Source organism: Neisseria flavescens, from assembly GCF_001618065.1.
Lineage (GTDB): Bacteria > Pseudomonadota > Gammaproteobacteria > Burkholderiales > Neisseriaceae > Neisseria > Neisseria flavescens_A.
Genome location: NZ_LAEI01000050.1, coordinates 16486 through 28951, shown reverse-complemented (window position 1 = coordinate 28951; position 12466 = coordinate 16486). Strand labels below are relative to the sequence as shown.

The window sequence follows — 12466 nt, the reverse complement described above, 5'->3', positions numbered from 1 at the left end:
CTAAAGAGCCAGCCATGTATCTGACCCAACATACCGATTACGGATTGCGCGTATTGGTTTATACCGCCATCAATGATGACACCCTCGTCAATATCGGCACCATTGCCGAGACTTACAATATTTCCAAAAGCCATTTGATGAAAGTAGTTACCTCATTAGTCAAAGGCGGTTTTCTGGTCAGTGTGCGCGGCAAAGGCGGCGGTTTACGCTTGGCAGACAATCCTGAAAACATCAATATCGGTGCAGTTGTACGCCATCTTGAGCCGATGCAGGTTGTCGAATGCATGGGCGACAACAACGAATGCCTCATCACCCCTTCTTGCCGACTGACCGGCATCATTACCGGCGCCATCAAAGCCTTCTTCAACCATTTAGATCAATACTCCCTGCAAGATCTTTTGGACAAACCAACCTACGACATACTCTATACCCCGCGTATCCCGATCAACGAAATACGCGGAACGGCCGACTAAATCTTCAGGCCGTCTGAAAACAATCCAGCCATACTGAAATAGTATTACTTAAAAAATAAAAAATGCCGTCTGAAATAAAGATTTGCAGACGGCATTTTTTTATAAAACACTCTACAGCTTAAATAGCTGACTTTCATTCGATAGGTTAATTTTTATGCTAAATATGTCGAATATAAGACAATAGAAAAACATAAAATAAGAATAATCATCGCAACCGTAAAATTTATTCTTAATATTTTCAAATAAAATTATTAGATATTTTTGTTATTCAAACAGTATCTTGTAAAATTTTAATTCCATACTTCTATGAGTAAATAGATATTCAAAAAAACCTATATCCATCCTTCTGATTTAATTATTTTATATAGCATTACTAGATTAATGATAATTGCAATAAAATACAAAAATACTAAACAAAACCAGAAAATAAAGGCAATAACTCCACCAAACTACTCCTTCTTTTTTAAAAAGAATTTTCCCTAAAAAATATATTGGACGACATAACCGAATTGCTATTGTCGACATTATATTCCAATCTTTCGCAAACCAATGAATACAAAAATGCCCGAAGCCAAAAGCCTCGGGCATTTTTAATATTTGGTGGGTCCGGTGGGTTTCGAACCCACGACCAAGGGATTATGAGTCCCCTGCTCTAACCCCTGAGCTACAGACCCGTCAAGAGTAGAAGCGGATTATAGCATAACTTGTTGCTTGTTCAAGATGCCGGGCAAATGTTTCAGACGGCTTGTTGGTTTTCTATTCGGGCATTATGCCGATACGCCCAATGCTTCCCAAACTTTCAAAGCATCAGCCGTTGCTTTGACATCGTGAACACGGATGATTTGCGCACCTCGGGCGACAGTGGCCAAAGCGGCTGCGACGCTGCCGTGTACACGTTTGGCGGCATCTTGTTCGCCTGTCAGCTCACCAATCATACTTTTGCGCGATATGCCGATCAGAAGGGGGAATCCGGTTGCGTCCATCAATTCAGGCAAATGTTGTATCAAGGTAATATTGTGTTGCAGGTTTTTGCCGAAACAGAAGCCGGGGTCGAGCGTAATGCGCTCGGGGGCAATGCCTGCTTGAACGCATTCTGCCGCGCGTGCTTTTAAATAACGCGCGACTTCTTCGACGACATCTTGATATTGCGGATTAAGCTGCATGGTTTTGGGCAAACCCTGCATGTGCATGAGACACACGCCTGTCGTCGGCTGTTGCGCCAGTAATGCGACTGCGCCTTCATCTCTCAATGCGGCAACATCGTTGATAATATCGACACCACCTTGTGCCAAGGCTTTTTCCATGATTGCCGTGTGGCGCGTGTCCAAACTGACGGGAACATTCCACTTGGCCACTTCCTCCAAAACCGGCTGCACCCTGGCCCATTCTTCTTCGAGAGAAACACCATCCGAACCCGGGCGCATAGATTCGCCGCCGATATCGAGAATATCCGCACCGTCTTTCAGCAACTGCTCGGCATGTGCCAATGCTATTTGGACATTTTGCGAATAGGTGCCGCCATCGGAAAATGAATCGGGGGTCAGATTGACGATGCCCATGATTTTCGGTTTGTCTAAGGCGATTTCAAATCGGCCTGCCTGCCAAATGTGCGTGTTCATAATGCTTCCATTGATGAAATAATAGGATAGAGGCCGTCTTGAACTTTTCAGACGGCCTTTAGGTTTTGACTTTAAAACAGTAAATTACATTCCGCCGTAATTCGGTCCGCTCGCGCCTTCAGGACAAATCCAAGTGATGTTTTGCGTCGGGTCTTTGATGTCGCACGTTTTGCAGTGAACGCAGTTGGCGGCGTTGATTTGCATACGCGGACTGCCGTTTTCTTCGACGATTTCATACACGCCGGCCGGACAATAGCGGGTTTCGGGCGAGGCGTATTCTTTGTAGTTTACGTCTATCATGACCTGCGGATTTTTCAGTACCAAATGGTCGGGCTGGTTTTCTTCGTGCGCAAGGTTGGCAAGAAAAACGCTGCTCAAACGGTCGAAGGTCAACACGCCGTCGGGTTTCGGATAATCAATCGGCTTGCATTCGGCTGCTTTTTTGAGCTGCTCGTTGTCTTTGCCGTGATGTTTCAAAGTCCACGGGGCTTTGCCTCTGAAAATCATTTGGTCGATACCGGTATAGATTGAGCCGAGGTAAACGCCCCATTTGAATGACGGACGGACATTGCGCGCGGCGTAAAGCTCTTGATACAGCCAGCTTTGTTCAAAGCGTTGCTGATAATCGGCCGCTTCTTTGCCGCTGTCAAAGCTTTCCACTTCTTCGAGATTTTCCAACATAGGAAACACGGCTTCTGCGGCAAGCATGGCGGATTTCATGGCCGTATGAATGCCTTTGATGCGCGGCATATTGAGGAAACCTGCGGCATCGCCGATTAAAACGCCGCCTTTGAACGAGAGCTTCGGCAGGCTTTGCAAACCGCCTTCAATCAGCGAACGCGCGCCATAAGCAATGCGGCGGCCGCCTTCGAAGGTTTTGCGAATTTCAGGATGGGTTTTGAAACGTTGGAACTCTTCAAACGGCGACAGATAAGGGTTTTGATAATCCAAACCGACCACAAAGCCGACAGCGACTTTATTTTCGTCAAAGTGATAAATAAACGAGCCGCCATAGGTTTTACTGTCCAACGGCCAGCCTGCGCTGTGCATGACCAAACCGGGTTGATGTTTTTCAGACGGCACTTCCCAAATTTCTTTAATGCCCAAGCCGTAAGTTTGCGGTTCGCTGTTTTGGTCGAGCTTAAATTTTTCAATAACTTGCTTGGAAAGTGAACCGCGACAGCCTTCGGCAAATATGGTTTGCTGCGCCCAAAGCTCCATGCCGGGCTGGAATGAATCGGTCGGTTCGCCGTCTTTGCCCACGCCCATATTGCCGGTCGCAATGCCTTTGACCGAACCGTCTTCGTGATACAACACTTCGGCAGCGGCAAAGCCCGGATAGATTTCCACACCCAAATTTTCCGCCTGCTCCGCCAGCCAGCGCACGACTTCGCCCAAGCTGGCAATATAGTTCGCATGGTTGTCGAAATTCGGGGTAACCGGCAAGTTGAAGGCTTTTTTCTCGGTCAGGAACAAAACCCTGTCCTTCGTCACTGTACGCGTCAGCGGCGCGCCTTTTTCTTTCCAATCAGGAATCAGCTCATTCAAAGAAATCGGATCGATGATGGCACCGGCCAGCGAGTGCGCACCGGCCTCTGAACCCTTCTCCACCACACAAACGCTGATTTCGCGTCCATTCTTTTCGGCAAGCTGCTTGAGTTTGATGGCGGCGGACAAACCCGACGGGCCTGCGCCGACAATCACGACATCGTATTGCATACTGTCGCGTTCGATGGTTTCTGTCATGGCGGTTCCTGTATTGTCGTTATTAAATTTAATCCGCTAATTATACAGCCTGGACATATAGTTACCAAATACAACAAAAGGCCGGCTGAAACTTTACTCAAATTTCAGACGGCCTTTACTGTATTCAAAAGATTATTGCGCTTTGGTTTCCGTTACAAAACCGATTTTACTGATGCCGGCTTCGCGCGCCGCTTGCAGGGCTTGGTTGACATAATCGTATTCAACCGCTTTATCCGCCGCAATCGCCACAATCACATCTTCGTTTTTCGCTTTGGCTTCTTTCAGCTTGGCAGTTACCGTTGCCAAATCCACTTTGGTATCGGAATCGCCGCCAACGATATAAGCACCACTGGCATCAATGCTCAAACGCAAAGGATCTTTAGGCTGCTTATCCTCTTTCGCCGCTTTTTCCGAAGCAGTCGGCAACTCCAAAGGAATCGAGTGGGTTAGCACCGGCATGGTAATCATAAATACAATCAGCAACACCAGCATCACGTCCACCAAAGGCGTAACGTTGATATCCGACATCGGCGCATCATCGCCGGAATTCATTGATCCGAAAGCCATGGTTTAATCCTTTTGGTTCAGCAGGCGGACATGCAGGTCATGTGCAAATGCGTCCATATCTTGCGCGATGGTTTTCGTACCGCGATTGAGGAAGTTGTACGCCAATACGGCCGGAATCGCCACAAACAGGCCGACAGCAGTCGATACCAAAGCCTCGCCAATCGGACCGGCTACCGCAGCAATGCTCATTTGACCGCTTTCGCTGATGCCGATCAGGGCATGGTAAATACCCCAAACAGTACCCAACAGACCGATAAACGGAGCGGTTGCGCCGATAGAGGCTAAAGCAGTCATACCGTAGTCAAACTGGCGCATGGTTTGAGCCAAACTGTTACGGATATGAACGACCAAGTATTCGTTCAAAGGCAATTCGTCAATCAGCGATTTGCTTGTCGTTTGACGGTAGTTTTGGTATGCGCGCAGAGACTCATCGGCAACATTGCTCATCGGTGCTTCTACCGCTTTGGCTTTTTGTACGGCGTCAGCCAGCGTAAACGCATTCAGCATCAACTCTTTTACCTGAGCATTGCCTTTTTTCGCTTTGCGGTATTTTATGCAGCGGATCACGATGACGCTCCAAGTCACCACACTCATCAACAACATCAGGACAAATACACCAATCAGTACCACATCACCTGATTTGAAAACTAAACTTAAATCCATAATTTTTCCAAGTTAAAAATAAAATTAAAATTTCTATCGGGTCATTTAAAATTATTTCCCAACAGCATATATTTTCTAATCAATCAGCTTAGGCCTAGATACTTATTCAAGCGTGAATTTGACAGGTACTTTAAATTCAGTCCAAACACTTGCATGACAGCTACCATCTTTAACGGCTTTACGCGCTGCATTATCCAGACGACTATAACCACTTGATTTATTCACACTAATTGAATCCACTTTACCGCCGGGACCAACCAAGACTTTCAAAACAACCAAGCCCTCTTCACCATTTTCAGTGGATAGTGAAGGATACGGAGGTCTTGGAATATGGCAGGTTCCTTTTGCCGGATTGCCTTTACTGCTGCCGGCACCTGTACCGCTACCACCACCTCCGCCACCGGTACCGGAACCATGTTCGCCTTTCGCACCACCGCTGCCGGATCCGCTGCCTTCGCCACGGCCGCTGCCTGTACCTTTCGTACCGCCGCCGTTGCCTTTCCCTTCTCCGCCCAAGGCTTTGCCTTCGCCGTTGCCTTTACCGTTTTCAGCAGTATTCGGCCCGGTTTTGCTGCCTGAGGATTCAGATGCTTTAGGAGATGGTTTAGGTTCTGCCTTCGGCTCTGGTTTTGGTTCAGGTTTTGGCTCGGGCTTCGGCTCAGGTTTGGGTTCCGGCTTAGGCTCGGGCTTAGGTTTCTCGATAGGTTTTGGTTTTTCCTTTTGCTGTACGATATCCGCTTTTTCTTTTTTCGTTACCACAGGTTTGATAACAGGTTTGGGCGGCTCGACAGGCTTAGGTTTGGGTTTTGGCTTCGGTTGTTCGGGGGCAGGCTCGGGGGCAGCAGGTGCGCCTTCACCCTCAGGACTACCGTCGCCACCGCCGAAATCGCCTAAATCGACAAATTCAATATTCGCTATTTCGACAGGAGGCGGTTTGTGCGCGTGCCATAAAAGTGCAACCAAACCGACGTGAATCAACGCAACGGAAGTCACGACGGCTGGAGTTAAAATTCGTTTTTTATCCATAATTCCGTTATGTTAATAGCAACAATTCCCGTTTGCAAGTCGTTTTACAGTCAAAATAAGCATTAATGCTTATAGAGAAAGTTTATAGACCTGCTGTTTTAAAGGCTGGATATCATAATATGATATTAGCTCTCATTACTAATATTATCAAACAAGCGGCCATCTGAAAAGATAAATGGTATTAAAAAAGCCATCGACTCTTACAATCTTTATGCCATCCGCACATCAGGCCAATATTGAAACCTCATCAGACCGATAAAAATTCAAATGGTTTCAAACCATCTGTATTTTTTATCCATAAAACATCAGGCCGTCTGAAAACATTCTTTCAGACGGCCTGATTCAAACAAAATCATTTTTTCCGTTTCGCCCTTGGGTGCGCCTCATCATAAACGCGCGCCAAATGGTCAAAGTCCAGCTTTGTATAAACTTGCGTAGCGGAAAGGTTGCTGTGCCCCAACAATTCCTGCACAGCACGGATATCGCCCGATGCCTGCAAAAGATGGGTTGCATAGCTGTGGCGCATCATGTGCGGCGAGATATGGCTGGTGCTGCCCACGCGCACTGCCCACGCCTGCAGGCGTTTTTGGATTTGACGTTGCCCCAGCCTGCCGCCATTTTTATTAGTGAACAAGGCCTGCTCGCCCTCTTTGGCAATACGCACCGCCAGATAATCACGCAATGCCGCAATGCTCTTGCCCACCAAAGGCACTTGCCGCTGCTTGCCCCCTTTACCCTTCACACTGACCCAACCTTCGTCCAAAACGATACCGTCCAGATTCAAACCTTGTATCTCGCTCAGGCGCAAACCGCTGCCATACATCAATTCAAACATGGCCTTATCGCGCACATCCAACTCGTCATCAACCGGCGCATGGTCAAGGATATGGTTTAAAGGTTCCTGCGGTAGCGCTTTGGGCAGGCGTTCGGGCAGGCGTGGCGCTTTCATATTAAACGTCGGGTCGCTTTCCATGACTTCTATCTGCACCAGCCAACTGCAATACTGCCGCCACGCCGACAATTTCCGCGCCAAACTGCTTTCGCTTAAACCCTTTTGCGACAGCTTTTTCAATACCGCCACAAAATCACGGCGCGTCGGCAGGCCGTTTTCCAGATTATCGGGCAACAGGCGCATCAATTCACTCAAATCGCGCCGATAAGCGGAAACGGTATGCTCCGACTTGCCTTGTTGCAGCAAGGTTTTCAGATAGCGCTCAAGATGAAGCGCAAAATTGCTTGATACCGCCATTTCAGACGGCCTCCAATGCTGTTTTCAAGGCCGAAGGCAAACGGCAAACTCGTTGCTTGCCATAATCGAAACACACCATGCCTGTCTGCACTTTCGCCAGCACAAGGCCGTCTGAAATCCTACGGATACGGTACAGCAAAGAAAAGCCCACACCGGCCACGCCTGCAGCCCCCATTTCTATCAACAACTCATCGCCATGATGACCTTGCGCCAAATACTGTACCGCCGCATCCGCCATAATCAGGCCAGCCCCTCCAGCATCCATTTCACTCCAACCCAGCTTCGCCAGCCAACGCATCCTCACTTCATGGCACAAACGCAACACCGCATCGTTCGCCAGATGGCCACCATAGTTCACATCGCCCACCTGCACCGTCAAGGCCGTCTGAAACAAAGGCTTATCACACTTGGCCACCAAAATCCTATCCATTTTGCACACCCGTTTTCAATACTCTACCATTATAAACCGAGACCCTGTTCGTTAATATATAAAAACAATGTAGCAGCTTGTAGTTTTTCATTTCAAAAAACATTATAATTTATCGGATAAATTTACCCTTCACTACTTCAGGAGCTTCTCATGGCACTCGTATCCATGCGCCAACTGTTGGACCATGCTGCCGAAAACAGCTACGGTCTGCCCGCATTCAACGTTAACAACCTCGAACAGATGCGCGCCATCATGGAGGCGGCCGACCAAGTCAACGCCCCCGTTATCGTTCAAGCATCCGCAGGCGCACGCAAATACGCAGGTGCCCCATTCCTGCGCCATCTGATTTTGGCCGCAGTCGAAGAATTCCCGCATATCCCTGTCGTAATGCACCAAGACCACGGCGCATCTCCTGATGTGTGCCAACGCTCCATCCAACTAGGCTTCTCCTCCGTGATGATGGACGGCTCGCTGATGGAAGACGGCAAAACCCCTTCTTCTTACGAATACAACGTCAACGCCACCCGTACCGTCGTTAACTTCTCCCACGCTTGCGGCGTGTCTGTTGAAGGTGAAATCGGCGTATTGGGCAACCTCGAAACCGGCGAAGCCGGCGAAGAGGACGGCGTAGGCGCAGTGGGCAAACTTTCCCACGACCAAATGCTGACCAGCGTTGAAGATGCCGTACGTTTCGTTAAAGATACCGGCGTTGACGCACTGGCGATTGCCGTCGGTACCAGCCACGGCGCATACAAATTCACCCGTCCGCCCACAGGCGATGTATTGCGTATCGACCGCATCAAAGAAATCCACCAAGCTCTGCCGAACACCCACATCGTGATGCACGGCTCCAGCTCCGTTCCGCAAGAATGGCTGAAAGTCATCAACGAACACGGCGGCAAAATCGGTGAAACCTACGGCGTACCCGTAGAAGAAATCGTCGAAGGCATCAAACACGGTGTCCGCAAAGTCAACATCGATACCGACTTGCGCCTCGCCTCTACCGGTGCCATCCGCCGCTTCATGGCAGAAAACCCATCCGAATTCGACCCGCGCAAATACTTGAGCAAAACCGTCGAAGCCATGAAACAAATCTGTCTTGACCGCTACCTCGCATTCGGTTGCGAAGGCCAAGCCGACAAAATCAAACCGATTTCTTTGGAAAAAATGGCAACCAAATACGCCAAAGGCGAATTGAACCAAATTGTTAAATAATCCGTATATCGGATTCACACTAAGGCCGTCTGAAACCTTATTGCCAAGTTTTCAGACGGCCTTAGCTTTTGGGAAATTTATAGTAAAATCTTCCACCGACTACACATCAAAACACATCGAAAGCAAACATGAAACTCGCCGTTATTTTGCCGGCCTATTGCGCCGAAGCTTATTTGCCCGAATGCTTGGATTCGGTATTGAATCAAACATTCCGCGACTTTTTCGTCATCGCCATCAACGATGCTTCAACAGACAAAACCGGCGAAATCCTCGAGGCTTACGCAGCCAAAGATTCACGTTTGCAGGTTTTCCACCTTCCGGAAAACAGGGGCGAGCCGTTTGCCTGCCAATTTGCCATGGATATGCTCAAAGACGTAGAAGTCGAATATGTGGCACGAATGGACGCGGACGATATTTGCGCCTTGGATCGTTTTGAAAAACAGATTCAGTTTTTAGACAGCCATCCCGAAATCGATATTGTCGGCAGCCAAGCCACCATCTTTTTTGATGACCAAACCGGAAGAGAACCCGTTTTAAGCGACCTCCCCCTGCTCGACAAAGACATCAAAGCCTTTCTCTCCTTTGCCGCCCAAAACATGTTCAACCCCACCACCATGTGGCGGCACGACAGCATTAAAAACCTCGGGATAAACTACACTGCGACAGAGACCGCGCCCGATTTCCATATGTGGGTGCAATGCGCCCTACATGGCAAAACCTTTGCCAACCTGCCCGAGCCTTTGCTGTCATACAGGATACACACAACTCAAGAAAGCAAAAAAAGAGACAAAATCAACAGATCCGTCCAATACACCATGGAGTTGTGGATCAGTCATCTCTTCCCTGATTTGAACGCGACGGAAGTAACGCTCTTAAGCCGCATCTTGTACGAAAAGCAACTGCGCTTGACCACTGAAGAGCTGAAAACCATTTTTGCCGCCTATGACAGAATCAGCAAAGACCGCAGCATTTCATTGTTTGGCGAAGACCGCAATACAATGTTCGGCATGATAGACAATTTCTTCAATTTCTTAAAAAGTCAGTTAAAATTCACTTAAATCATAAAAGGCCGTCTGAAACCTAAGTTTCAGACGGCCTTTGTCTATTTCAATATCAATCTAAATCAGAACAAGCCGTGAATCACGCCTTCTGCGTCCACATCAATTTTCTCGGCAGCCGGAACTTTCGGCAGACCCGGCATTTTCATCATATTGCCGCACAACGCAACGATGAAACCTGCGCCTGCGGAAACAGTGATACCGCGCACGGTAATGCGGAAGCCTTCGGGGCAGCCCAAAAGTTTGGCGTTGTCGCTCAAAGAATATTGGGTTTTCGCCATGCAGATCGGCATTTTGTCCAAACCCAGTTTTTCCAGTGAAGCGATTTCGGCAGACGCTTCCGCGCTGAAATCGACATCTTCCGCGCCGTACACTTTTTGGGCAATCGCACGGATTTTGTCTTTAATACTCAATTCAACATCGTAGGCAAAATTGAAGTTATTCGGTTGATTTTCGATGGCGTTGACAACTTTGTGCGCCAAGTCTGCACCACCCGCGCCGCCTTTGCCCCATACTTCGGTCAGGGAAACTTCAACGCCGTGTTCCGCGCAGGCTTTTTCAATCATGGCCAACTCGGCATCTGAGTCGGACACAAAGCAGTTGATGGCAACCACCACAGGCAGGCCGAATACGTTTTTCAGGTTGGAAATGTGTTTCAGCAGATTAGGCAGACCTTTGGCCAAAGCTTCGAGGTTTTCTTCGCCGAGGTTGACACGCTCCACGCCGCCGTTGTATTTCAAAGCGCGGACAGTGGCGACGACAACAGCCGCATCAGGTTTCAAATCCGCCAGACGGCATTTGATGTCGCAGAATTTTTCCGCACCCAAATCCGCGCCGAAGCCTGCTTCGGTTACGGCATAATCAGCAAGGTGTTTCGCCAAACGGGTGGCCGTTACGGAGTTACAGCCGTGGGCGATGTTGGCGAACGGGCCGCCGTGTACAAAGGCCGGAGTGCCTTCGATGGTTTGCACCAAGTTAGGCTTAATCGCATCTTTGAGCAATGCCGCCATCGCGCCATTCGCTTTCAAATCTTTGGCATAAACAGGACTGCCGTCTTTGGCATAGGCGACAAGGATGTTGCCCAAACGCTCTTTCAAATCGCTGATGTCTTTGGCAAGGCAGAATACCGCCATCACTTCGGAAGCAACGGTAATGTCAAAACCGTCAGGACGCATCACGCCGTCAACAGGTTTGCCCATACCGTCGATGATGTTGCGCAACTGGCGGTCGTTCATATCGACCACGCGACGCCACAGGACGCGTTTTGGATCGATGTTCAACTCGTTGCCTTGGTAGATATGGTTGTCGAGCATGGCAGCGAGCAAGTTATTCGCCGCGCCGATGGCATGGAAGTCGCCGGTAAAGTGCAGGTTGATGTCTTCCATCGGCAAAACTTGGGCATAGCCGCCGCCTGCCGCGCCGCCTTTAACACCAAACACCGGACCCAAAGAAGGCTCGCGCAGGGCGATAACGGAATCTTTACCGATATGGCGCAATGCATCCGCCAAACCGATGGTTACAGTAGTTTTACCCTCACCCGCAGGAGTCGGATTAATGGCGGTAACCAATTTCAGACGGCCTTGTTTTTGCGGCAGCTTGAATGCCTCGGCAGGATTGATTTTGGCTTTGTAATGACCATAGGGCTCGATGTTGTCAACGTTCAAACCCAGCTTGGCGGCAATTTCACCAATCGGGCGCATGGTGGAAGACTGGGCAATTTCAGCATCGGTTTTGAAGCTCATGATTTTCCTTTATTGAGAGAGGGAAAGGCCGTCTGAAACAATATAATAAAGACGGCTGGAAGAAAAAGAATATTAGTTCTATTATAGCGTTTTCCAAAGACAAACCGCAGTGAAAATTTCGATATCTCATCAACAAGCGGATTCATATTGTCAACAATTTGAAACAAAGGAATAAAACATGAGCAGCAACGCATGGCTGTTTTGGGCATTGGCATCGGCAGGCTTCGCCTCATTGACCGCCATTTTCGCCAAAATGGGTTTACAGGGTATAGATTCAGATTTCGCCACCTTTATCCGCACCTTGGTCATCCTCGCCGCTTTGGTATTGTTTTTAACCTACACCGGCAAATGGCAGGGCGTGAACGGCTTTACCGGCCGCAACTGGACATTCCTCATCCTATCCGGCCTCGCTACCGGCGCATCTTGGCTTGCCTACTTCAAAGCCCTGCAACTGGGCAACGCCTCACAAGTCGCGCCCGTCGACAAATTCAGCCTGGTCTTGGTCGCCCTGATGGCCGTCGTTTTCTTAGACGAACGCCCAAGCACGCAGGAATGGATAGGCTTAGGCTTAGTAACCGCAGGTGTGTTGACTTTAGCTTTGAAACGATAAAGATTGGGACATCAAAAAGGCCGTCTGAAAAATTTCAGACGGCCTTTGCTTTGCTTCAAACAATCAGA

The 12466-nt window shown here is 48.8% G+C and carries 12 protein-coding genes and 1 tRNA gene; 4 read left to right on the top strand and 9 right to left on the bottom strand.

Annotated elements, in window-relative coordinates; all coding sequences use genetic code 11:
* The first annotated feature begins 14 nt into the window (after positions 1-14).
* Entirely contained in the window at positions 15-473 is a 459-nt protein-coding gene (locus TW89_RS08150) for an RrF2 family transcriptional regulator (protein WP_004518811.1), read from the top strand.
* A gap of 598 nt (positions 474-1071) precedes the next feature.
* Here TW89_RS08150 and TW89_RS08145 read toward each other — a convergent pair.
* The 8 genes from TW89_RS08145 to TW89_RS08110 all read right to left on the bottom strand — a co-directional run bounded on the left by TW89_RS08145 (position 1072) and on the right by TW89_RS08110 (position 7773).
* Positions 1072-1147 (bottom strand) — tRNA-Ile (locus TW89_RS08145).
* A 93-nt stretch (positions 1148-1240) separates the two neighbouring features.
* Positions 1241-2092: a dihydropteroate synthase gene (folP, locus tag TW89_RS08140; protein WP_128581110.1), complete on the bottom strand. Its 852-nt coding sequence runs from the start codon at positions 2090-2092 to the stop codon at positions 1241-1243.
* A gap of 84 nt (positions 2093-2176) precedes the next feature.
* A complete protein-coding gene (locus TW89_RS08135) occupies positions 2177-3838 on the bottom strand; it encodes an electron transfer flavoprotein-ubiquinone oxidoreductase (RefSeq protein WP_128581109.1) in 1662 nt (553 codons plus the stop codon).
* A gap of 132 nt (positions 3839-3970) precedes the next feature.
* On the bottom strand, positions 3971-4405 hold the full coding sequence (locus TW89_RS08130; RefSeq protein WP_049328855.1) for an ExbD/TolR family protein: 435 nt from the start codon (positions 4403-4405) through the stop codon (positions 3971-3973).
* A 3-nt stretch (positions 4406-4408) separates the two neighbouring features.
* The gene (locus tag TW89_RS08125; RefSeq protein ID WP_049328854.1) at positions 4409-5068 is read right to left on the bottom strand and encodes a MotA/TolQ/ExbB proton channel family protein; all 660 of its coding nucleotides are present in this window, start codon (positions 5066-5068) and stop codon (positions 4409-4411) included.
* Between the two features lie 102 nt (positions 5069-5170).
* Positions 5171-6094 carry an energy transducer TonB gene (locus TW89_RS08120; protein ID WP_049328853.1) on the bottom strand — a complete coding sequence of 308 codons (924 nt, stop codon included), beginning with the start codon at positions 6092-6094 and terminating at the stop codon, positions 5171-5173.
* Between the two features lie 352 nt (positions 6095-6446).
* Positions 6447-7343 (bottom strand): tyrosine recombinase XerC, encoded by an 897-nt coding sequence (locus TW89_RS08115; RefSeq protein ID WP_128581108.1) that lies wholly within the window; start codon positions 7341-7343, stop codon positions 6447-6449.
* A gap of 1 nt (position 7344) precedes the next feature.
* Positions 7345-7773 carry an acyl-CoA thioesterase gene (locus tag TW89_RS08110; protein WP_101755982.1) on the bottom strand — a complete coding sequence of 143 codons (429 nt, stop codon included), beginning with the start codon at positions 7771-7773 and terminating at the stop codon, positions 7345-7347.
* Positions 7774-7923: 150 nt separating this feature from the next.
* Here TW89_RS08110 and fba point away from each other — a divergent pair, with 150 nt between their 5' ends.
* Positions 7924-8988 carry a class II fructose-bisphosphate aldolase gene (fba, locus tag TW89_RS08105; RefSeq protein WP_003686828.1) on the top strand — a complete coding sequence of 355 codons (1065 nt, stop codon included), beginning with the start codon at positions 7924-7926 and terminating at the stop codon, positions 8986-8988.
* Between the two features lie 128 nt (positions 8989-9116).
* Entirely contained in the window at positions 9117-10046 is a 930-nt protein-coding gene (locus TW89_RS08100; protein ID WP_128581107.1) for a glycosyltransferase family 2 protein, read from the top strand.
* 65 nt (positions 10047-10111) lie between these two features.
* On the opposite strand, the gene TW89_RS08095 is transcribed toward TW89_RS08100, so the two are convergent.
* Positions 10112-11788: a formate--tetrahydrofolate ligase gene (locus tag TW89_RS08095; protein WP_128581106.1), complete on the bottom strand. Its 1677-nt coding sequence runs from the start codon at positions 11786-11788 to the stop codon at positions 10112-10114.
* A 178-nt stretch (positions 11789-11966) separates the two neighbouring features.
* Between TW89_RS08095 and TW89_RS08085 the strand changes: the two genes are divergently transcribed.
* Entirely contained in the window at positions 11967-12398 is a 432-nt protein-coding gene (locus tag TW89_RS08085) for an EamA family transporter (protein ID WP_003680126.1), read from the top strand.
* Positions 12399-12466 lie beyond the last annotated feature (68 nt).